17 protein-coding genes are annotated in these 20,985 nt (G+C 73.0%); 10 read left to right on the plus strand and 7 right to left on the minus strand.

What is annotated here, in order from left to right; all coding sequences use genetic code 11:
- Window positions 1-66: 66 nt before the first annotated feature.
- Genes K8U61_RS22050 through K8U61_RS22065 form a run of 4 tightly spaced genes read right to left on the minus strand, consistent with a single transcriptional unit; the run spans window position 67 to window position 7,316 of the window.
- Window positions 67-3,468, minus strand: coding sequence for a pyruvate carboxylase (locus tag K8U61_RS22050; RefSeq protein WP_224125166.1), 3,402 nt, complete (start codon window positions 3,466-3,468; stop codon window positions 67-69).
- A gap of 24 nt (window positions 3,469-3,492) precedes the next feature.
- Entirely contained in the window at window positions 3,493-5,010 is a 1,518-nt protein-coding gene (locus tag K8U61_RS22055; protein ID WP_224125167.1) for a PH domain-containing protein, read from the minus strand.
- 7 nt (window positions 5,011-5,017) lie between these two features.
- On the minus strand, window positions 5,018-5,497 hold the full coding sequence (locus K8U61_RS22060) for a PH domain-containing protein (protein ID WP_224125168.1): 480 nt from the start codon (window positions 5,495-5,497) through the stop codon (window positions 5,018-5,020).
- A gap of 31 nt (window positions 5,498-5,528) precedes the next feature.
- Window positions 5,529-7,316: an acetyl/propionyl/methylcrotonyl-CoA carboxylase subunit alpha gene (locus tag K8U61_RS22065; protein ID WP_224125169.1), complete on the minus strand. Its 1,788-nt coding sequence runs from the start codon at window positions 7,314-7,316 to the stop codon at window positions 5,529-5,531.
- 198 nt (window positions 7,317-7,514) lie between these two features.
- Between K8U61_RS22065 and K8U61_RS22070 the strand changes: the two genes are divergently transcribed.
- From K8U61_RS22070 to K8U61_RS22080, 3 genes are read left to right on the plus strand one after another with little or no spacing between them, the layout of a single operon-like run.
- Window positions 7,515-9,227 carry a methyl-accepting chemotaxis protein gene (locus tag K8U61_RS22070; RefSeq protein WP_224125170.1) on the plus strand — a complete coding sequence of 571 codons (1,713 nt, stop codon included), beginning with the start codon at window positions 7,515-7,517 and terminating at the stop codon, window positions 9,225-9,227.
- Between the two features lie 4 nt (window positions 9,228-9,231).
- Window positions 9,232-10,698: a chemotaxis protein CheW gene (locus tag K8U61_RS22075; protein ID WP_224125171.1), complete on the plus strand. Its 1,467-nt coding sequence runs from the start codon at window positions 9,232-9,234 to the stop codon at window positions 10,696-10,698.
- A 32-nt stretch (window positions 10,699-10,730) separates the two neighbouring features.
- A complete protein-coding gene (locus tag K8U61_RS22080; protein WP_224125172.1) occupies window positions 10,731-11,609 on the plus strand; it encodes a GAF domain-containing protein in 879 nt (292 codons plus the stop codon).
- On the opposite strand, the gene K8U61_RS22085 is transcribed toward K8U61_RS22080, so the two are convergent.
- Window positions 11,606-12,817: an oxygenase MpaB family protein gene (locus K8U61_RS22085; protein ID WP_224125173.1), complete on the minus strand. Its 1,212-nt coding sequence runs from the start codon at window positions 12,815-12,817 to the stop codon at window positions 11,606-11,608. The genes K8U61_RS22080 and K8U61_RS22085 overlap by 4 nt on opposite strands.
- Before the next feature lie 69 nt (window positions 12,818-12,886).
- Here K8U61_RS22085 and K8U61_RS22090 point away from each other — a divergent pair, with 69 nt between their 5' ends.
- The 4 genes from K8U61_RS22090 to K8U61_RS22105 all read left to right on the plus strand — a co-directional run bounded on the left by K8U61_RS22090 (window position 12,887) and on the right by K8U61_RS22105 (window position 16,106).
- Window positions 12,887-13,492, plus strand: a complete 606-nt coding sequence (locus K8U61_RS22090) for a TetR/AcrR family transcriptional regulator (protein WP_224125174.1) — start codon at window positions 12,887-12,889, stop codon at window positions 13,490-13,492.
- A 32-nt stretch (window positions 13,493-13,524) separates the two neighbouring features.
- Entirely contained in the window at window positions 13,525-14,718 is a 1,194-nt protein-coding gene (locus K8U61_RS22095) for an acyl-CoA dehydrogenase family protein (RefSeq protein WP_224125175.1), read from the plus strand.
- 66 nt (window positions 14,719-14,784) lie between these two features.
- Window positions 14,785-15,453: an NADPH-dependent F420 reductase gene (locus K8U61_RS22100; RefSeq protein ID WP_224125176.1), complete on the plus strand. Its 669-nt coding sequence runs from the start codon at window positions 14,785-14,787 to the stop codon at window positions 15,451-15,453.
- Window positions 15,454-15,479: 26 nt separating this feature from the next.
- Window positions 15,480-16,106 (plus strand): GtrA family protein, encoded by a 627-nt coding sequence (locus K8U61_RS22105; RefSeq protein ID WP_224125177.1) that lies wholly within the window; start codon window positions 15,480-15,482, stop codon window positions 16,104-16,106.
- On the opposite strand, the gene K8U61_RS22110 is transcribed toward K8U61_RS22105, so the two are convergent.
- Together K8U61_RS22110 and K8U61_RS22115 are read right to left on the minus strand one after the other, a co-directional pair.
- The gene (locus tag K8U61_RS22110) at window positions 16,024-16,647 is read right to left on the minus strand and encodes a Maf family protein (RefSeq protein WP_224125178.1); all 624 of its coding nucleotides are present in this window, start codon (window positions 16,645-16,647) and stop codon (window positions 16,024-16,026) included. The two genes, K8U61_RS22105 and K8U61_RS22110, sit on opposite strands and share 83 nt — an antisense overlap.
- A complete protein-coding gene (locus tag K8U61_RS22115; protein ID WP_224125179.1) occupies window positions 16,644-17,237 on the minus strand; it encodes a TetR/AcrR family transcriptional regulator in 594 nt (197 codons plus the stop codon). Before K8U61_RS22115 ends, K8U61_RS22110 begins: the two co-directional genes overlap by 4 nt.
- A 78-nt stretch (window positions 17,238-17,315) precedes the next feature.
- On the opposite strand from K8U61_RS22115, the gene K8U61_RS22120 reads away from it, so the two are divergent.
- Genes K8U61_RS22120 through K8U61_RS22130 form a run of 3 tightly spaced genes read left to right on the plus strand, consistent with a single transcriptional unit; the run spans window position 17,316 to window position 20,943 of the window.
- On the plus strand, window positions 17,316-18,743 hold the full coding sequence (locus K8U61_RS22120) for an MFS transporter (protein ID WP_224125180.1): 1,428 nt from the start codon (window positions 17,316-17,318) through the stop codon (window positions 18,741-18,743).
- Between the two features lie 50 nt (window positions 18,744-18,793).
- Window positions 18,794-19,828: a glycoside hydrolase family 6 protein gene (locus K8U61_RS22125; RefSeq protein WP_224125181.1), complete on the plus strand. Its 1,035-nt coding sequence runs from the start codon at window positions 18,794-18,796 to the stop codon at window positions 19,826-19,828.
- 32 nt (window positions 19,829-19,860) lie between these two features.
- On the plus strand, window positions 19,861-20,943 hold the full coding sequence (locus K8U61_RS22130) for a response regulator transcription factor (RefSeq protein ID WP_224125182.1): 1,083 nt from the start codon (window positions 19,861-19,863) through the stop codon (window positions 20,941-20,943).
- The last annotated feature ends 42 nt before the right edge of the window (window positions 20,944-20,985 follow it).

Here is a 20,985-nt window from a genome sequence, read left to right on the forward strand (position 1 = left end):
CAACGGCGCAATTGCGCGATTCGGACGCCGCCCAGCACCTCGCCCGCGCCGCGACAGCGCGCGACCTCAGGACAGCACGAGCACCAGGTCGCCGCCCTCGACGGCCTGGGTGCCGCCGAGCGCGATCCGGTCGACGGTGCCGGCGACGGGGGCGGTGATCGAGGCCTCCATCTTCATCGCCTCGATGGTGGCGACCGTGTCGCCGGCGGCGACCTGGTCGCCCTTCTCGACGACGATCGTCACGACGCCCTGGAAGGGCGCGGCGACGTGGCCCGGCTGCGAGGTGTCGGCCTTCTCGGCGGCGGCGACGTCGGCCGCGATCGAGGTGTCGCGGACGTTCACCGGCCGCAGCTGACCGTTGATGGTCGCGAGCACCGTGCGGATGCCGCGCTCGTCGGCCTCGCTGATCGCCTGGAGGCCGAAGATGATGGTCTTGCCCTCCTCGAGCTCGACCTCGTGCTCCTCGCCCTGCCGCAGGCCGTAGAGGTACTCCCGCGTCGGCACCACCGAGAGGTCGCCGTACGTCGCCCGCGACTCGCTGAACTCGCGCGTCGGGCCGGGGAAGAGCAGCTCGTTGAGCGTGCGGCGACGGGTCGGCGAGCTCCCTGAACCGTGGGGGCTGTCGAGGCCCGCCTGCTGCTCGTCGGTGAGGGTCTCCATCGGCGGCTTGTGCTTGCGGCCCTCGAGCGCCTTGGTGCGGAACGGCTCGGGCCAGCCGCCCGGCGGGTCGCCGAGCTCGCCGTTGAGGAAGCCGATGACCGAGTCGGGGATGTCGAACCTGCCGGGGTTGTCGGCGAACTCGGCGGGGTCGGCCCCGACCGCGACGAGGTGCAGGGCGAGGTCGCCGATCACCTTCGAGGACGGCGTGACCTTCGGGACGTTGCCGAGGATGTCGTTGGCGGCGGCGTACATGTCCTCGATCTGCTCGAACTTCTCGCCCAGGCCGAGCGCGATCGCCTGCTGGCGCAGGTTGGAGAGCTGGCCGCCGGGGATCTCGTGGCGGTAGACGCGGCCGGTGGGGGAGGGCAGGCCGGACTCGAAGGGCGCGTAGACGCGGCGGGTCGCCTCCCAGTAGGGCTCGAGCGCGTTGATCGCACCGAGCGACAGCCCGGTCTCGCGGGCGCCGTGGTCGGTCGCCGAGACCAGCGCCGAGAGCGGAGGCTGGGAGGTGGTGCCGGCCATCGAGGCGGTGGCGGCGTCCACGGCGTCGACACCCGCGTCGATCGCGGCCATCAGCGTCGCCAGCTGGCCGCCGGCGGTGTCGTGGGTGTGCAGGTGCACCGGTAGGTCGAAGCGCTCGCGCAGCGCGGTCACCAGGGTGTGCGCGGCGGGCACCCGCAGCAGGCCGGCCATGTCCTTGATCGCCAGGACGTGCGCGCCCGCCTCGACGATCTCGTCGGCGAGGTGCAGGTAGTAGTCGAGCGTGTAGAGCCGCTCGTCCGGGTCCGAGAGGTCGCCGGTGTAGCAGAGCGCGACCTCGGCGACGGCCGTGCCGGTCGCGCGCACCGCCTGGATCGCGGGGCGCATCTGCTCGACGTCGTTGAGCGCGTCGAAGACCCGGAAGACGTCGATGCCGGTGGCCGCGGCCTCCTCGACGAAGGCGTCGGTGACCGCGGTCGGGTAGGGCGTGTAGCCGACCGTGTTGCGGCCGCGGAGCAGCATCTGGAGGCAGATGTTGGGCACGGCCTGGCGCAGCGCGGCCAGCCGCTCCCACGGGTCCTCGGAGAGGAAGCGCAGGGCGACGTCGTACGTCGCGCCGCCCCAGCACTCGAGCGACCACAGCTGAGGCGTGGTGCGGGCGACGTGGCCGGCGACCGCCAGCAGGTCGCGGGTGCGCACGCGGGTGGCGAGCAGCGACTGGTGGGCGTCGCGGAAGGTCGTGTCGGTGACGGCGACGTCCTTCTGCTCGCGCAGCCGCCGGGCGAACTCCTCCGGGCCGACGTCGAGCAGGAGCTGCCGGGTGCCGTCGGGAGCCGGGACCTCGAGGTTGACCTCGGGCAGCTTGCTGGCCGGGTCGATCGCGACCGGTGACCGGCCATGCGGCTGGTTGACGGTCACGTCGGCGAGGTAGGTCAGCAGCTTGCTGCCCCGGTCGCCCGAGCCGCGCGCCTGCAGGAGCTGCGGGTGGGTCTCGATGAAGGAGGTGGTCACGTGGCCCGAGGCGAAGTCGGGGTCGGCGAGCACCGCCTGGAGGAAGGGGATGTTCGTGGAGACGCCGCGGATGCGGAACTCCGCGACCGCCCGGCGGGCCTTCTCCACGGCCTTGTCGAAGGTGCGGCCGCGACAGGTGAGCTTGGCCAGCATCGAGTCGAAGTGCGCCGAGACCTCGGCGCCGGTGTACGTCGTACCGCCGTCGACGCGGACGCCGCCGCCGCCGGGGGAGCGGTAGGTCGTGATGACGCCGGTGTCCGGGCGGAAGCCGTTGGCCGGGTCCTCGGTGGTGATCCGGCACTGGAGCGCGGCGCCGCGCACCTGCACGGTGTCCTGGGAGAGGCCGAGGTCGTCGAGCGTCTCGCCCGAGGCGATCCGCATCTGCGACTGCACGAGGTCGACGTCGGTGACCTCCTCGGTCACGGTGTGCTCGACCTGGATGCGAGGGTTCATCTCGATGAAGACGTAGTTGCCCTGCGGGTCGAGCAGGAACTCCACGGTGCCGGCGTTGCGGTAGCCGATCTCCTTCGCGAAGCGCACGGCGTCGGCGCAGATCCTCATCCGCAACTCGGGGTCGAGGTTGGGGGCGGGCGCGATCTCGATGACCTTCTGGTGGCGCCGCTGCACGGAGCAGTCCCGCTCGAAGAGGTGGATCACGTTGCCCTCGCCGTCGGCGAGGATCTGCACCTCGATGTGACGGGGCTCGACGACGGCCTGCTCGATGAAGACGGTCGGGTCGCCGAAGGCCGCCTCGCCCTCCCGCATGCAGGTCTCGACGGCCTCGCGCAGGTCCTTCGGGTCCTCGACGCGGCGCATGCCCCGGCCGCCGCCGCCGGCGACGGCCTTCACGAAGAGCGGGTAGGGCAGGTCGGAGGCGGCCGCGACGAGGGTGTCGACGTCGGTCGACGGGTCGACCGAGGCGAGCGTCGGGACGCCGGCGGCCTTGGCCGCCGCGATCGCGCGGGCCTTGTTGCCGGTCAGCTCCAGGACCTCGGAGGCCGGGCCGATGAAGGTGATGCCGGCGTTGGCGCAGGCCTCGGCGAGCGCGGGGTTCTCCGACAGGAAGCCGTAGCCCGGGTAGACCGCGTCGGCGCCGGCCCGCAGTGCGACGGCGACGATGCCCTCGGGGTCGAGGTAGGCGCGCACCGGGTGGCCACGCTCGCCGATCTCGTAGGCCTCGTCGGCCTTGAGGCGGTGCTCCGACCAGCGGTCCTCGTAGGGGAAGACCGCGACCGTGCGGGCGCCGAGCTCGTACGCCGCCCGGAAGGCTCGGATCGCGATCTCGCCGCGGTTGGCCACGAGCACCTTGGTGAACATGCGGCCACCCTATGAGCCCCGCCGTCAGGTCGCAGTGGCGATGGTCTCGGGCGAGACGAGGGGCGGTCCGTCGAGGAACTGGGAGACGAGGTCCGGCTGCGCGTCGTGGGCGAGGGCCACGGCCACGTCGAGGGGTACGTCGAGGACGGTCACCGCCTGCGGCCCGCCGGCGGTGGTCGCGACGAGGGTGGTGAGGCCGGCACGGCGCTGGAACCAGCTCGCCCGGAGGTTCCACCCGATCACGCCGCGCGTCGCGAGCGCCTCGTGCCGGCGGTCGAGGCTGCCGGACCGGGCGACCAGGTGGCCGTCGACGAGGGCGTGCCCGAGCGCGGCCGCCCGGTCGCCCGCGAGCAGCACGGCGGCGGGCAGCAGCACGACCACGACGAGCCACCAGCCGGGCAGCAGGTCGAGGCCGACGAGCACGGCGACCGCGGCCACCACCACGGCGGTCGGGACCAGGGCGCGGGTGTAGCGGCGACGCCGCGCGGCCGGGCCGTGGTCGACCAGGGCCGCGCTCAGCGGGGCGTCGGTGCGCAGGACCTCGGCGGCGACGTCCGTGGCCACGGCACGCGGGCACGGCGGGGCGAGCAGCGCACTGCCGGACTCTTCGCGGTCGAGGCCGGTGACGATCGCCGACACGCGGGCGCCGCGGGCGACCCGGAGCCCGAGCGGCTGCGCGAGCCGGACGCCGCTCACCCGCTCGTCGTCCAGCGAGGTCTCGCGGGTGGTGAGCAGGCCCCGGCGCAGGTGCCAGGCGCCGTGCCCCTCCGGGCCGGCGTGGGTCAGCGAGAAGGCCCAGTTGGTCACGACGTACCCGCCCACCGCGAGCGCCGTCACGACGACGAGCAGCCCGACCAGGGCCAGCGGCAGGGCGAGCCAGACCGACCACCCCGAGGCGTCCTCGGCGAGGCCCTGCGTGTCGAGCCGCTGGAAGCCGCCGAGCGTGTTCACCGCCTGCACGGCGACGCCGACCGCGCCGGCGGCGAGGGCCAGGCCGGTGCTGGTGAAGGGCGCGAAGCGCACCCACGCAGGGTCGAAGCGCACGACCAGCCGGTCGTCCCGCTCCGGTGTCGTCCCGGCCGCGGCGTCGGCGGTCGCCAGGTGCAGCAGCTCGGCGCGGAGCTCCCGGGCCCGCTCGACCGGCAGACCGTCGAGGTCGAGGTGGTCCTCGTCGTCCGTCGACGCGGTGCCGGTCCCGATCCGGACGGTGGTCAGCCCGAGCACCCGGTGCGTGGGCGACGCGGTCAGGTCGACGGTGCGTACGCGGTCGAGGGGTGTCGAGAGCAGGTGCCGGTTGAGCAGACCGCGGCGCAGCTCGACCCGGGTCGCGGTGATCCGGAAGAAGGTCGTCAGGTAGCGCAGCAGGCCGAGCCCCACCGGGATCGCGATGCCGAGCCCGTGCCACCAGTCGGTGCGTCCGGATGCGGTGCCGGCGACGAAGATCGCGAGCAGCACGGGCAGGAAGCGCACCAGCTCCCGGACCGGCAGCACCAGCAGCATCCGCGGGTCCAGCCGCTGCCACTCCCCGGACGGCTCGCTCACCGGGCGCTCACGTCGCGTCGCCCGGCACGGTGTCCGCCCGGACGGCGAGCTGCTCGGCCAGCGCCAGCGCCCCGTCGCGCTCCAGGCCGACGATCTCGAGAGCACCGGCCGCCGACGCGGTCGTCACGGTCACCGTCGCGAGCCCGAAGAGCCGCGCGACCGCACCCTCGCCGTGGTCGACGGTCTGGATCCGCGACATCGGCGCGATCCGTCGCTCGCGCACCCACCAGCCGGTCTGCGTGTAGACGGCGGTGTCGGTGACCTCCCACCGGTGCACGCGGTAGCGCCACACCGGCATCACCACGACGTACGCCGCCGCCACGACGCCGAGCAGGACGACGAGCCACCAGGGGAGCGGCAGCCAGCCGGAGACCGGGCCGGCCACGGCGACCACCGCGACCAGCAGCACCGCCTCGAGCGCGGCGGTGGTCGCCCACATCAGCCGAGCCCGCGGGCTGACCCGCCGGCTCGGCTCACGCAGCTGCATGGGCCCGAGGCTAGCCGGGCCCGCCGAGCCTTCAGTCCTTGATCTCGCAGATGACCGCGCCGTTGGCGACGGTCTGGCCGACCTCGGCCTGGAGGCCGGTGACGGTGCCGGCCTTGTGGGCCTTGAGCGGCTGCTCCATCTTCATCGCCTCGATGACCACCACGGTGTCGCCGTCGGCGACCTCCTGGCCCTCCTCGACGACGACCTTGACGACGGTGCCCTGCATCGGGCTGGTCACGGCGTCGCCGCTCGCGGCGGCGCCGGCCTTCTTGCCGCCGGCGCGCTTGGGCTTCTTGGCGCCTCCGGACGGCGCCGCGGCGATGCCGCCGAGCCCGCCGGGGAGCACGACCTCGAGGCGCTTGCCGCCGACCTCGACGACGACCTTCTGCCGCTCGCCGGCCTCTTCGGCCTCGGCCGAGTCGCCGCCGTACGGCGTGATCTGGTTGTCGAAGTCGGTCTCGATCCACTGCGTGTAGACGTCGAACGAGCCCTCGCCGGTCGGGTTGGAGGGGCCGACGTACGCCGGGTCCCGCACGACCGCTTGGTGGAAGGGGATGACCGTCGGCATGCCGTCGACGACGAACTCGTCGAGCGCGCGGCGCGAGCGCTCCAGCGCCTGGGTGCGGTCGCGGCCGGAGACGATCAGCTTGGCGATGAGGGAGTCGAACGAGCCCGGGACGGTCTCGCCGTTCTCGTAGCCGCCGTCGACCCGGATGCCGGGGCCTTGCGGCGGGTTCCACGCCGACAGGGTGCCCGGCGCCGGCATGAAGTTGCGGCCGCCGTCCTCCGCGTTGATGCGGTACTCGATCGAGTGGCCGATGATCTCCGGGTCGCCGTAGCCGAGCTCCTCGCCGGCCGCGATCCGGAACATCTCGCGGACCAGGTCGATGCCGGTGACCTCCTCGGAGACGCAGTGCTCGACCTGGAGGCGGGTGTTGACCTCGAGGAAGGAGATCGAGCCGTCCTGGGCGACCAGGAACTCGCACGTGCCGGCGCCGTAGTAGCCGGCCTCCTTCAGGATCCGCTTCGAGGACTCGTAGAGCTCGGCGAGCTGCTCGTCGGAGAGGAACGGCGCGGGCGCCTCCTCGACCAGCTTCTGGTTGCGGCGCTGGAGCGAGCAGTCGCGGGTGGAGACCACCACGACGTTGCCGTGCTGGTCGGCCAGGCACTGGGTCTCGACGTGGCGCGGCTTGTCGAGGAACTTCTCGACCAGGCACTCACCGCGACCGAACGCGCCGACCGCCTCGCGGACCGCGGACTCGAAGGCGTCCGGGATCTCCTCGATCGTGCGGGCGACCTTGAGGCCGCGGCCGCCACCGCCGAAGACCGCCTTGATCGCGATCGGGAGGCCGTTCTCCTGGGCGAAGGCCACGGCCTCGTCGGCGTCCTTGAGCGGGTCCTTGGTGCCCGGCGCGAGCGGGGCGTTCGCCCGGACGGCGATGTGCTTGGCCTTCGCCTTGTCGCCCAGCGCCTCGATGGCCGCCGGCGGCGGGCCGATCCAGGTCAGACCGGCGTCGATCACGGCCTGGGCGAAGTCGGCGTTCTCGGCGAGGAAGCCGTAGCCGGGGTGCACCGAGTCGGCACCCGACTGCTCGGCGGCCGCGATGATCTTCGCGATGTCGAGGTAGGAGTCGGCCGGCGTGGCGCCGCCCAGGGAGTAGGCCTCGTCGGCGAGCCGGACGAACAGGGCGTCCCGGTCGGGCTCGGCGTACACGGCGACGCTCCCGATCCCGGCGTCCTTGCAGGCCCGGATCACCCGCACCGCGATCTCCCCGCGGTTGGCGATCAGGACCTTCTGCAGCGGCTTGCTCTCGGGCACTACCCCTCCTGCGTCAGACGTGGTGGGCCGCGACGACCCCGGGGCAGGGTATCGCCAGCCGCCGGAAACGGGAGGGGCCCTCCGGTGTGGCCCATCTCGCACCAAGCGGATGTTTGGTGACCTGTTCCTCTCAGGCCCGCCGGATCCGGGCCGATTGCGCCGGTGAGACACCCCGACGCCCTCCCAGGAGACCCCCGCATGCCTGCCCACGCCGCTGCAGCCTCGGGAGACGAGCGCGACCTCACCGGTCTCGTCGCCGCCCTCGACCGCTCCCTCGCCGTCATCGAGTTCGAGCTCGACGGCACCGTGATCACCGCGAACCAGAATTTCCTCGACCTGATGGGCTACTCGCTGCCCGCCGTCAAGGGCAAGCACCACCGGATGTTCTGCACCCCCGAGCACGCGGAGTCGCAGGAGTACGCCGACTTCTGGGCGCGGCTGCGGGCCGGCACGTTCGTCCAGGACGAGTTCCTCCGGCTGACCCGGGACGGGCGCGAGGTCTGGCTGCAGGCGACGTACAACCCGGTCCTCGACGACGAGGGCCAGCCGACCAAGGTCGTCAAGCTCGCCCAGGACGTCTCCGAGGCGAAGCGGATCGCCGCCGAGCACGTCGGCAAGGTCGCCGCGATCGACCGGGCGCAGGCCGTCATCGAGTTCGACCTCGAGGGCCGGATCCTCACCGCCAACCGGAACTTCCTCGACGTCGTCGGCTACGCACTGCCGGACATCCAGGGCAAGCACCACCGACTCTTCGTCGAGCCCGAGCACGCCCAGAGCCAGGAGTACGCCGACTTCTGGGAGCGGCTCGCCGCCGGCCAGTACGAGGCAGGCGAGTACCGCCGCCTCGGCAAGGGCGCCCGCGAGGTGTGGCTGCAGGCGACGTACAACCCGATCCTCGACGCCAAGGGCGCGCCGACCAAGGTCGTGAAGTTCGCGACCGACATCACGGCCGCCAAGCAGGCGAACGCCGAGATCGTGGCCCGCGTCGACGCGGTCGACCGCGCCCAGGCGGTCATCGAGTTCGACCTCGAGGGGATCGTGCTCGACGCCAACGAGAACTTCCTGCGCACCATCGGCTACTCGCTGCGCGAGATCGTCGGCCAGCACCACAGCATGTTCTGCTCCGAGGAGTACACCCGCTCCGCCGAGTACCGCGACTTCTGGCTGCGGCTGAGCAAGGGCGAGGTCATCGCCGGCCGCTTCCACCGCAAGGGCAAGTACGGCCGCGACGTCTACATCCAGGCGACCTACAACCCCGTCCTCGACCTGCGCGGCAACGTCGCCAAGGTGATCAAGTACGCCTACGACGTGACGCCCGAGGTCGAGCGCGAGCAGCGCATCGACGACGGCACCCGCCAGATGACCTCCTCGGTGCGTGAGCTCGCCGGCTCGATCACCGAGATCGCGACCCAGTCGCGCACCGCGACCGAGCTGGCCGCCGAGACCCACTCGAACGCCGAGCAGGGCGTCGAGGCGCTGCGCGCCTCGATCGAGGCCATCTCGCTGATCCAGAAGTCGTCGACCGCGATCAGCGACATCGTCAAGGTGATCGGCGAGATCGCCGGCCAGACCAACCTGCTCGCCTTCAACGCCTCGATCGAGGCGGCACGGGCCGGTGAGCACGGCGTCGGCTTCTCGATCGTCGCCGGCGAGGTGCGCAAGCTCGCCGAGCGCTCCTTCGAGGCGGCCCAGCAGATCGGGCGCCTCATCGAGGAGTCGGCCGACCGGGTCGACCAGGGCTCCGCGGTCTCGCAGCGGGCCGAGGTCGCCTTCGAGCGGATCGTGACCAGCGTGTCGCGGACCAACGAGGCGATCCGGACGATCTCCGCGTCGACCCGCGTGCAGCAGGAGGCCTCCGAACAGGTCAACAGCCTGATCGACCAGCTCGCCTCCGCCACCACCGAGGCGTGACGCCGTGCCGACCGATCCCGTCTACGGGCTGCTGCAGCTCGGCGAGCTCGACCTCGCCCTGCCGCTGTCGGCGCTGCGGGAGGTCGTCCCGCGGCCGGAGCGGCTGACCCCGCTCCCGGTCGCCACGACCGGGCTGGTCGGGGCGATGGGGCTGCGCTCGATGGTGCTGCCCGTCATCGACCTGCGCCCGCTGCTCGGCCTGGCCGACACGCCGCCCGCCGACCAGGTGGTCGTCGTCGTGGCGCACGACCACCACGTCGTCGGCCTCGTCGTCGACCGGGTGCTCGGGGTGACCCGGGTGCCCGACGCCGACCTCGTCGAGCTCTCGACGGCCCACGGCGAGCTGCTCGTCTCGCACGCCTTCCAGCACGAGGACCCGGCCCGACCGGTCAGCGTCCTCGCCGCCGCCCACCTGCACGCCCTGCCGGGCATCCCGCGGGTCGCGGAGCAGCCGGCCGCCGTCGCCGTCCACGGCACCGGCACCGGTCGCGGGGAGAGCCTGACCCTGGTCCGCTGCGGCGACCAGGTCCTCGCCCTGGAGGTCGCCTCGATCCACACGACGATCCCACTGACCGACGTACGCCGCTCCATGCTGACCAGCGGGGACTGCCTGGGCGTCACGTCGTACGCCGGACGCGAGGTCCCGGTGGTCGACCCGATGACCCTGGTCGGGACGCCGCCGCTCGGCGAGGACGACGTGCGCTCCGGCGTGGTGCTCGACCTCGGCCCGGGCTACGTCGTCCTGGCTGTCACCGACCTGGTCGAGCTGCGCACCGCGGGGGACGGCGTGCTGCCGGTCCCCGGCTTCGCCCACCACCGTCCGGACCTGGTGCGCGGCGCGATCGAGGTCGGGTCCGGCGCGTGCCTGGTGGTCGACGGCGCCGGCCTGCGCGCCGAGCCGTCGCTCCTCGCGCTCGCCTCCGTGAACGTCGAGCTCGCCGTGGCCACGGACGCCGGCGGCGAGCTCGTCGACGTGCTCACCCGTGGGGCCGCCGGAGCGACCGGTGGTCCGGCGTACCTCACCTACACCGCGGGGGTCGCGCTCGCGTCCCCGCTGGAGCAGGTCGTGGAGATCCTGCCGTACGCCGAGGCGCTGACACCCTCGCCCGTCAAGCACGTCGCCGGCTTCCTCGTGCACCGGGGCCGGACCGTCCCCGTGGTCCCGCTCGCGCGGGTCCTTGGCCAGGAGCCCGGGCAGCGTGGCCCGTCCTCCTGCCTGCTGCTCGTCGAGCTCGGCGAGGAGCGGGTCGCCCTCGCGGTCGACTCCCTGGGTGGCATCGAGCCGCTGGAGTGGACCGACCCCGACCACCGTCGGGTGAGCGGGGAGCTCGCCCACGCCGTCCAGGACGCTCCGCTCGTGCGGCTGGCGGGCGGCTCCCGCCTCGTGCCGGCCCTCGACCTGCAGGACCTGGCCGCCGCCCTCGGCCTCGCCGGCGCGCTGCGTCCGGTCGTCGAGCCCGCGGCGGCCTGATGTCGACCGACGTGAAGTAGGGACAACTCATCATGACCGCTGTCAGTAGCTCGGAACTGACCAGCAAGCTCCGCAGCCACGGCCTCCACGCACCGACCGGTGACGACCTCCGCCACGACCTGTGGATGGGGACCACCGACCCCGTGCTCCCGACCTGGGCCGAGGCCTGCGACCGGGCCGGCGTCCCGTCGGACACCACCCACCCCGGCCTCGACGACCTGAGCCGCATCGCCGCGGCCCTGGTCGACATGGGCGGGGCGGCCGGGCTCGTGGGCCGGTCGATGGGAGTGCGGATCGCGACGTACCGGGCCATCGCGGCGCGCGGCAGCAGCGGCCCCGCGCCGGCCTGGGACTGGGCGCGGGTCGCCCTGGACACGCTCCTCAAGGGCCGAGCGCCCCGCCCCGAGCGGATCGCGGAGCTCCTGGCACTGGACCCCTTCGCCCCGGAGCTCCGGGTCGAGCTCGACCAGGCCGCCAGTCGCGTCGCGCAGCGTCTCGGCGCCGCGCTCGGCGGGGTCAGCATCGTGCTCGGCAGCGCGCAGTGCCTCGTCGGCAGCTACGGCGGCCGCGGCAGCTGGATCGCCGAGGCGGCCGGCAACCCGATCGAGTGGTCCTTCTGCGCGACCAGCGTGCGGACCAAGGAGTCCTTCGTGGTGCCCGACACCCACGACAGCGCCGTGCACCGGCTCAATCCGACCTCCGTCCACGACGGGGTGCGGGCCTACGCCGGCGCGCCGCTGCTCACCTCGGCGGGGGAGGTGCTCGGCAACTGCTGCGTGATCGACCTGGCGCCGCGCGACTTCACCGCCGAGGACGTCGCCGTCCTCGAGACCGAGGCGGCCGCGATCGTGGCCGAGCTCGAGCGGCGCCGCGACGAGCGGCTGGCCCGCGCCGCCGAGGCCGAGCTCTAGGCGTTCTGGCCGGCCGCCGGCACCTCGGGCGAGCTGCCGGCGTACCACCGGGCGACCTGGCGCTCGAACGCGCGGTCGCCGCGGCGCACCAGCACGTCCTGGCCGCCGGGCAGCCGGCCGACGAGCTGGCTCCAGAGCAGGTTGCGGGCGACCCGCGCCGCGCCGTACCACGGCACCCGGCGGGGGAGCCCGAGGTCGCGCATCGCGGCCGGGCCGAGCAGCCAGGTGCCGGCGGACAGCGCCCGCTCGCGCTCCCACGTACGCCGCGCCGTCGAGACCGGGGCGTGGTCGGCCATGTGCACGAGCGCGCGGGCGAGCTCGCGACTGGCGTCGTCGGGCGCGGGGTCGTGGGCGAGGAAGTGGTAGAGCAGCCGCCGGCCCTGGCGCTCGGTGCGCGGGAGCCACTCCTCGTCGACGCCCATCAGCCACCCGACGTACGACCACAGGTGCATGACGGCCGCCGAGTCCGCGCGGGAGACGCGGACGCCGAGCAGCCGCAGGTGGAGCAGGAAGCTGGTCGAGAAGACCCCGAGCGTCGAGGCCTGGTCGTACTGGTTGACCGGCACCCCCTTCTCCTCCAGCGGCCAGGTGGCGTCGTGCTCGAGCCAGTGGTTGACGAAGGCGTGCATCACCCGCACGTGCAGGCTGAGTCGGACGCCCTCACCGCCGGGCGCGAGGCCGCCCGGCGCGGTCACCGCGCGCCACCAGGTCGTGGTCTCGCCGATCCGGCGCAGCGTCTCGCCGCCGGTGAGCCGCCCGGTGCGCACGAGCGGCTCGACCGCGGCCGAGGTGCGGTAGCCGCCGAGCAGCGACCCGTAGGCGAGCACGACCCCGGCATCCGCGCCGTACGACCGGCAGGCGCGGGCGCCCCGCGCGAGCAGGTCGTCGTCGACCCAGTCGGGCCTCCGCGCGACCTCGTCGAAGAGGTCCAGCAGCGGACCCGGTCCGGGAGCCTCTCCGATGGCGAGGGCCGCGTGCACCTCGCGCATGGTGAGGGTGCGGTCCTCGCGGACGGCGCGGGCCACGGCGGCCGCCGGCTCGTCGCGGCGCAGCAGGCCCTCCTGGAGCGCGCGGATCTCGCCGGCCGTGGGCTCGGCGCCGGGGCCGGCCGTGATCCGCAGCCCGCGCGCCGCGCGCTCGGACCACGGCCTGGCGGAGCCGAAGCGGGTCGGGACGGTGGTGGGCTCGCTGAGCGGTGCGGTGCTCATGGCTCGACGATAAAGTGAGCAAATGCTCATGTTCTACTCGCGTTCCGGGGCCGTCATCGGGAGCACGCGGTGACCGGTCGCCGGCGCCCGGTCCAGGCGCGGTCGCGGGAGATGGTCGACCGCATCCTGGAGGCGGCCACTCGCGTCCTGGCCACCCGCGGGTACGCCGGGATGAGCACCAACCGGGTCGCGACCGAGGCCGGCGTCAGCGTCGGGTCGCTCTACCGCTACTTCGGCGACAAGGACGAGATCATCGCCGAGCTGCGCACCCGCTGCACCGCCGACGTGATGGCCGACCTGACCGAGGCGATGAGCCGGGCGGTGTCGCTGCCGACCCGCGACGCCGTCCACCGCGTGCTCACCACCCTCGTCGGCTCGCTCCAGCGGCACCGGGCTCTGATGACCGCCCTCGTGGACGAGGTGCCGCTGGGTGCCCAGGGCAACGTGCTGCCCGAGGTCGAGCGCCAGCTCGCGCACTTCACCCGGATGTTCGTCGCCACCCACGCCCCGCACCTCGAGCCGGCCGAGGCGGACGCGCGGATCTACCTCGCGATGGGCGTCGCGCTCAGCACCTGCCTGCGGATCGCCCTCGACCCGCCGCCGGGCATCTCGGAGGACCACCTCGTCGACCTCACCGCGGACCTGCTCGGGCTCGGCCTCGTGCTCGGTGGTTAACAACCGCTAACCAGAGCGGTTAGGGTGCGGGCATGACCCAGCCGTACGAGCTCTCCCGCGAGCACGAGGAGTTCCGCCGCAGCGTCCGCGACTTCGCCGAGGCCGAGATCGCCCCGCACGCCGCGCAGTGGGACCGCGACCACCACTTCCCGGTCGACGTGGTCCGCAAGATGGGGTCGCTCGGCCTCTTCGGCCTCACCGCGCCCGAGGAGTACGGCGGCGCGGGCGAGGACGGCGACTTCACCAGCCTGTGCGTGGCGATCGAGGAGGTCGGCCGCGTCGACCAGTCGATGGGCATCACGCTGGAGGCGGCGGTCGGCCTCGGCATCAACCCGATCCTCACCTACGGCACCGACGAGCAGCGCCGGACCTGGCTGCCCGACCTGGTCGCGGGGGAGCGGCTGGCGGGCTTCGGCCTCACCGAGCCGGGCGCCGGCTCCGACGCCGGCGCGACCAAGACCCGGGCGCTGCTGGAGAACGGCGAGTGGGTCGTCAACGGCGCCAAGCAGTTCATCACCAACTCCGGCTCGGAGATCACCAGCCTGGTCACCGTCACCGCGCGCACCGGCACGCGCGAGAACGGCTCGGCCGAGATCAGCACGATCATCGTCCCGAGCGGCACGCCCGGCTTCACCGCCGAGAAGGCCTACGACAAGCTCGGCTGGCACGCCTCCGACACCCACCCGCTGTCCTTCGAGGACGTCCGCGTCGCCGAGTCCCACCTGCTCGGCGAGCGCGGCCGCGGCTACGCGCAGTTCCTCGCCACCCTCGACGACGGCCGCGTCGCGATCGCCGCACTGGCCGTCGGCTGCATCCAGGCCTGCCTCGACATGAGCCTCGCGTACGCCGGGGAGCGGCAGACCTTCGGCGGCCCGATCGGCCGCAAGCAGGGCGTCGCCTTCCAGGTGGCCGACCTCGAGGTGATGCTGCACGCGTCGCGGCTGCTGACCTACCGGGCGGCCGCGATGAAGGACGGCATGCGTGACGGGGGAGGCGCCCCGATGAAGGACTTCAAGCAGGCGGCGGCGGTCGCCAAGCTCTACGCGACCGAGTCCGCGGTGACGGCCACCCGGATCGCCACCCAGGTCTTCGGCGGCTACGGCTTCATGGAGGAGTACCCCGTCGCCCGCTTCTACCGCGACGCCAAGGTGCTCGAGATCGGCGAGGGCACCTCGGAGGTGCAGCGGATGCTGATCGCGCGCGGGCTCGGCCTGCCGGTCGAGTAGCCCGTCCCTCCGGCATCTCTCTGTGGCGTTGACCTCAACCATGCTTGAGGTCCTAGCCTCGCCAGCATGAAGATCACCGTGCTCGGCACCGGCGGCGTGGGCCGCGCGGTCGCCGGCCGCCTCGACGACCTGGGCCACGACGTCACGATGGCCACCCGCGACCCGGCGGCGACCGCCGCTCGCGACGAGCACGCCGCCTGGGCGGACACGCACCCCGGCGTACGGCTGGCGGCGTTCGCCGGCTCGGCCGCCGGCGCCGACCTGGTCGTCAACGCGCTCGGCGGCGACGTCGTGCTCGCCAACCTCGCGCTGGTGGGTGACGACCTCGACGGCCGGGTGCTCCTGGACCTCTCGAACCCGCTCGACCACAGCCAGGGCTTCCCGCCGCGGCTCTTCGTCAAGGACGACGACTCCTTGGCCGAGCAGGTGCAGCGTGCCCATCCCAGGGCCCGGGTCGTGAAGTCGCTCAACACGATGAACAACGCGCTCATGGTCGACCCCGCCTCGCTGGGCGAGGACACCTCGGTCTTCGTCTCCGGCGACGACGCCGAGGCGAAGGCGACCGTGACGGACCTGCTCCGGTCGATGGGTCACACGGACGTCATCGACCTCGGCGGCCTCGAGACCGCGCGGGGGCCGGAGATGTTCCTCGCGCTCTGGATCCGGACGGCGGTCGCGCTCGGAGGCTCCGACTTCAACATCAAGGTCGTCCGGGGACCGTCCCTACGAGACTGACCACAGCGAACAGTTAGCCTGTCCACATGGCGAACGGCCGGTGGCATCGGATCCTCACCGAGGCCTACCGGTTTCTCGCGGTCGGTGGCCTCGCCACGATCGTCGCGTTCCTGATCTTCAACTTCCTGGTCCACGGCTTCCACGCCAGCTGGGACGCCCCGCTCTCGAACCATCCCTACCTGGCGTTCGTGATCGCCAACCTGATCGGCATGGCCGTGAGCTACCGCGGCAGCCGCACCTGGGTCTTCAAGGACCGCCCGCCGCGGACCGCCGACGGCGGGCGGCTCATGTTCGTGGTCATCAACCTGGTCACCATGCTGATCCCGATCGCCTGCCTGTGGATCAGCCGCAACGTCATCCACGTCGACGACCCCTGGTCCGACAACATCTCCGCGAACGTGATCGGGCTGTTCCTCGGGATGGTCGCGCGGTTCTACCTCTTCCGGACCCTGGTCTTCCGGCGCCCGGTCGTGCTCGCCGAGCTGCGCCAGCACCCGATGCAGGTCTTCGAGATGAGCGAGCTCCAGCGCGTGGAGCCCCTTGAGGAGCCGGCCGACGTCGGTCCGGAGATCAGGGGGACGGACGGGGAGCCCACAGGCTCGTCCACGCATGGCCGAGCTCCGCGACCAGGTCCCGGAGCAGCGGGAGACTGACGCCGACCACGTTGTGGTGGTCGCCCTCGATCCCGGTCACGAACGCGCCGCCGAGCCCGTCGACGGTGAAGGCGCCCGCGACGACCAGCGGCTCGCCGGTGGCGACGTACGCCGCGATCTCGGCGTCGGTCACCTCGGCGAAGCGGACGGTCGTGGAGGCGGTCGCCGCCGCGACCCGCCCGGTCGCGGTGTCGCGCAGCGCGTGGCCGGTGCGGAGCACGGCGGAGCGGCCGCGCATCTCCTGCCAGCGCCGGGTCGCGGTCTCCGGGTCTCCGGGCTTGCCGAGCGCCTCGCCGTCCAGGTCGAGCACGGAGTCGCAGCCGAGCACCAGGGCGCCGGCCGGCACGTCCTCGCGGGCCGCGACCGCCGCGCACTTGAGCTCGGCGAGCTGGAGCGCGAGCTCGGCCGGCGGCAGCCCGTCGAGCTGCGACTCGTCGACGCCGGAGACGATCACGACCGGCTCGACCCCGGCGTTGCGCAGGGTCTGGAGCCGGGCGGGGGACTGGGAGGCGAGGACCAGGGTCGCGGCGGGGACGGTCACGCCAGCGATTGAAGCACCTCGAGGTCCTCGCCGAACGCGCAGACCGCCAGCACGGTCAGCGGGTCTCCGGGCTTGAGGTTCTCGGGGGCGCGGAGCGAGAGCATCACGTTGAGCAGCATCCCGTAGGCGACGAAGTCGCGGGCCTGCTCGTCGCTCCATCCCGTGCGCTGGATGGTGGCGAAGACCTCGCCCATGCAGCGCCGCGCGGCCGCGCCGATCTCCGGAACGCCGCCGCTGGAGAAGCCGTGCATCATCACCTGCAGGAAGTCCTGGTCGCGCAGCAGCTCGGTGTAGGCGAGGCCCATCCGGGCCTTGTCGTCCTCGCTCTCGGGGTCGAAGGGGCCCGCGTCGAGGACCTCCTCGAAGGCCGCCTTGATCCGGTGCACCGCGTGCTCGAAGACCTCGAGGAAGAGGTCGAGCTTGGTGCCGAACATGCGGACGACGTACGGCTGCGAGACGCCGGCCTCCTTGGCCACCGCGTCGGTGCTGGTGCCGTGGTAGCCGCCCTGCGCGAAGGCCCGGGTCGCCGCGGCGAGGATCAGCTCGCGGCGGTCGTCGGCGGACATCCGGGTGACTTTCTCGGCGCTCATGGTTGACATGTTATCAGTCGATTACTTACTGTCGAGACGCAAGTAATCATTCGATGCCTTCCTCGATGGAGAATCCCGATGACCACTCTCGACGAGCCCCGGGTCGCTGGCCCGGACCTGCCCGCGGTCCGACGTCGCCACGTCCCTGTGTGGGTCGCGATCGTCGCGGCCTCCCTCCCGATGTTCATGGCCACCCTCGACAACCTCGTGATGACCAGCGCGCTGCCGGTGATCCAGGGCGACCTCGGCTCGACCGTCGGTCAGCTGTCGTGGTTCATGAACGCCTACACGCTGACCTTCGCGACCTTCATGCTCCCGGCCGCGACGCTCGGTGACCGGCTCGGCCGGCGCCGGATGATGCTGGTCGGCATCACCGTCTTCACGATCGCCTCGATCGCCTCGGCGCTGAGCACCACCTCCGAGGCGCTGATCGCGGCCCGCGCCGTGCAGGGCCTCGGCGCGGCGGCGATCATGCCGCTCTCGCTGACCCTGCTCGCGGCCGCGGTGCCGCCGGCCATGCGGGCCGCCGCCATCGGCATCTGGGGCGGCGTCAGCGGCCTCGGTGTCGCGCTCGGTCCGGTCATCGGCGGCGCCGTCGTCGAGGGCGTCAGCTGGCAGGCCATCTTCTGGCTCAACGTCCCGGTCGCCCTGGTCGCGTTCCCGCTCATCCTGGTCGCGATCTCGGAGTCGAAGGGCGCCTGGCAGAAGCTCGACCCGGTCGGCGTGCTGCTGCTCGGCGGTGCCGTGTTCCTCGGCATCTGGGGCATCGTCCACGGCAACGACGACGGCTGGAGCGACCCGCGCGTGGTCGTCCCGCTGGTGCTGGCCGGCCTGCTGCTCCCGGCGTACGTCCTGTGGGCCCGCGGTCGCTCCTACGCCGTGCTCCCGCTGCGGCTCTTCCGGGCCCGCAAGTTCGCGGTCGCCAACGTCATCTTCCTGATGTTCACCCTCGGCATGTTCGGCACCGTCTTCCTGCTCGCGCAGTACCTCCAGGTCGTCCAGGGCTACACGCCGCTCGAGGCCGGGGTGCGGACGCTCCCGTGGACGGCGGCCCCGATGGTCGTGGCCCCGATCGCCGGGGCGCTCGTGGGCCGGCTCGGCTACCGGACGCTGCTCTTCGTCGGCCTGGTCCTCCAGACGGTCTCGCTGGTCTGGTTCGCGGTGATCACCGAGAACGGCTCGGCGTACTCGTCCTTCCTGGTGCCGCTCGTGCTCGCCGGCGTCGGCATGGGCCTGGTCTTCGCGCCCGGCGCCTCCATGGTGCTCGACGGGCTGCCGGACACCGACTTCGCCGTCGCCAGCTCGGCCAACTCGACCATCCGGGAGTTCGGCGTCGCGCTCGGCATCGCCGTCCTCGTCGCGGTCTTCCTCGGCAACGGCGGCGAGATCACGCCGGTCGGGTACGACGGCGCGATCGGTCCGGCCCTGCTCACCGGTGCGGGCGCCGTCGCGGTCGCCGCGGTCGCGAGCCTGTTCGCTCCCGGACGGTCGCGCAGCAGGTCCTGACCCGCGGGTCGGCGACCGGAGAGGCACCGCGCCTCGGGCAGAATGGCGCGGTGCCTCTCCGTCGCGTCCCGGGCCGATCGCTGGCTGCCCTCACCCTCGCCGGGGTCCTCGCGCTGGCCGGCTGCGGGTCGAGCGGCTCCGACGGCTCCGGCTCGGACGGCGCGAGCTCCGGAGGCGGGGCCGGCGGTGCTGCGGCGCAGACGATCAACCCCTACGCCGACCGCTCGGGCTACGCCGACCCGACCTCGAAGGTCGCCCAGGCGGCCGCGGCCGCGAAGAAGGCCGGCGAGACGGACCGTGAGCAGGTCTTCACCCGGCTCGCCGAGATCCCGCAGGGCATCTGGCTGACCCCCGAGGAGTACCCGCCCGGCTCGGTCGCGGGCTACGTGACCTCGATCGTCGACGGCGCCTCGGCCGCCGGGGAGGTGCCGACCTTCGTCGTCTACGGCATCCCCGACCGTGACTGCAGCGGTGGCCACTCGGCCGGCGGCCTGTCCGCGGACGAGTACGGCCCCTGGGTCGGCGAGATCGCGAAGGCCGCCGGCGCCGCGAGCGTGCCCGTGTCCGCGATCCTCGAGCCGGACGCCCTCGCCTCCCTGCTCGACTGCGGCGACCGCGACCAGCGGGTCACGCTGATCTCGGACGCCGCCGACCGGCTGGCCGCGGCCGGGGTGACGACGTACATCGACGGCGGCCACTCCCACTGGATCGACCCGCAGAAGATCGCCGACCTGCTCGAGGCCGCCGGCGTCGCCGAGGTCCGCGGCTTCTCGACCAACGTCTCGAACTTCCAGAGCGACGCCGACGAGCAGGCGTACGCCGAGCAGCTGAGCTCGCTGGTCGGAGGCGCCCACTACGTCATCGACACCGGCCGCAACGGCTTCGGGGCGACCGACGAGTGGTGCAACCCGCCCGACCGGGCGTTCGGCACGGAGCCCGCGTCGGTGAGCGGTCAGGGCTCGCTGGACGCCTACCTGTGGATCAAGCCGCCGGGGGAGAGCGACGGCGACTGCCACGGCGGCCCGGCCGCCGGCCAGTTCTGGCCCGAGCGCACGATGGAGCTCGCGACCGCGTCCGGTTGGTGAGAGTCCGTCCCGGATTGGATAGGGTTCCGCACATGGAGGCCGGCAACGACTGGGTCGCGGTGATCATCGAGGACGACCCCGATGTGCGAGATCTGATCGACATCGTGCTCACGCAGTCCGGTTTCCGGACGGTGGTGACCGAGAACGGACCTGACGGCGTGGAGGCGGTGCGTGCGCACAACCCGCTGATCACCACCCTCGACGTCAACATGCCGGGCATGGACGGCTTCGCGGTCGCCAAGCGGCTGCGGGAGTTCAGCAGCACCTACCTGATCATGATCACCGCGCTCGCGGACGAGATCGACGTCGTCCAGGGCTTCGAGGCCGGCGCGGACGACTACCTCGTCAAGCCGTTCCGGCCGCGCGAGCTGCGCGCCCGCGCCGACTCGATGCTGCGGCGGCCGCGCACCCGGATGGAGCAGCCGAGCGGCTGGGCCGAGGGGGAGCAGGACGCCGAGCAGCCCGCCGCCGCGCCCGCCGAGGAGTCGTGGGCCGCCGCCGCGGCGCGTGACCTGGCCGCCGGCGGCTCGCCGCTGCCGGCGATCCACCAGCAGCCGGCGGCCCCGCAGCAGCCGGTCCAGCAGCCCGCCCCGCCGGTCCAGCAGCCGGTCCAGCAGCCGGTCGTGCCGCAGGCTCCGCAGCCCGTGGCCCAGCCGCAGCCGCCGGTCCAGCAGCCGCCCGTGCAGCAGCCGCCGGTCCAGCAGCCCGCGCAGCCGGCCCACTACGCGCCGGTGTCGACCCAGCCGGTCCCGCCGCAGCCGCAGCACCAGTCGGCCGCCCAGGAGGGCGGCTGGATGCGCTTCAACGGCCTCGCCCTGAGCGTCGACACCCGCGTCGTGACCGTCAACGGCGGCGTCGTCGACCTGACCCGCACCGAGTTCGACCTGCTCGCCTCGCTGCTGAGCACCGGCCGGCGGGTGCGCAGCAAGGCCGACCTGGTGCTGACCATGCGCGGGCAGCAGTACGTCACGTCCTACTTCGTCAACGAGGCCGACAAGCGCTCCGTCGAGGTGCACATCGCCAACCTGCGCCGCAAGATCGGCGACGACGCCACCACCCCGAAGTTCATCGAGACGGTCCGCGGCGTCGGCTACCGGCTCGCCGAGGCCGCCTGACCGTCGAGTCGAGGTTTTCCGCGGGTCGAGCTGCGGGTTTCA

Source organism: Nocardioides mangrovi (assembly GCF_020073815.1).
Classification (GTDB): domain Bacteria; phylum Actinomycetota; class Actinomycetes; order Propionibacteriales; family Nocardioidaceae; genus Nocardioides; species Nocardioides mangrovi.

Bases quoted from the DNA above. Each gene is read 5' to 3' on its own strand.
- K8U61_RS22050 (WP_224125166.1), bottom strand. From the start codon at position 3,468: ATGTTCACCAAGGTGCTCGTGGCCAACCGCGGCGAGATCGCGATCCGA.
- K8U61_RS22060 (WP_224125168.1), bottom strand. From the start codon at position 5,497: ATGCAGCTGCGTGAGCCGAGCCGGCGGGTCAGCCCGCGGGCTCGGCTG.
- K8U61_RS22070 (WP_224125170.1), top strand. From the start codon at position 7,515: ATGCCTGCCCACGCCGCTGCAGCCTCGGGAGACGAGCGCGACCTCACC.
- K8U61_RS22080 (WP_224125172.1), top strand. From the start codon at position 10,731: ATGACCGCTGTCAGTAGCTCGGAACTGACCAGCAAGCTCCGCAGCCAC.
- K8U61_RS22085 (WP_224125173.1), bottom strand. From the start codon at position 12,817: ATGAGCACCGCACCGCTCAGCGAGCCCACCACCGTCCCGACCCGCTTC.
- K8U61_RS22095 (WP_224125175.1), top strand. From the start codon at position 13,525: ATGACCCAGCCGTACGAGCTCTCCCGCGAGCACGAGGAGTTCCGCCGC.
- K8U61_RS22100 (WP_224125176.1), top strand. From the start codon at position 14,785: ATGAAGATCACCGTGCTCGGCACCGGCGGCGTGGGCCGCGCGGTCGCC.
- K8U61_RS22105 (WP_224125177.1), top strand. From the start codon at position 15,480: ATGGCGAACGGCCGGTGGCATCGGATCCTCACCGAGGCCTACCGGTTT.
- K8U61_RS22115 (WP_224125179.1), bottom strand. From the start codon at position 17,237: ATGAGCGCCGAGAAAGTCACCCGGATGTCCGCCGACGACCGCCGCGAG.
- K8U61_RS22120 (WP_224125180.1), top strand. From the start codon at position 17,316: ATGACCACTCTCGACGAGCCCCGGGTCGCTGGCCCGGACCTGCCCGCG.
- K8U61_RS22130 (WP_224125182.1), top strand. From the start codon at position 19,861: ATGGAGGCCGGCAACGACTGGGTCGCGGTGATCATCGAGGACGACCCC.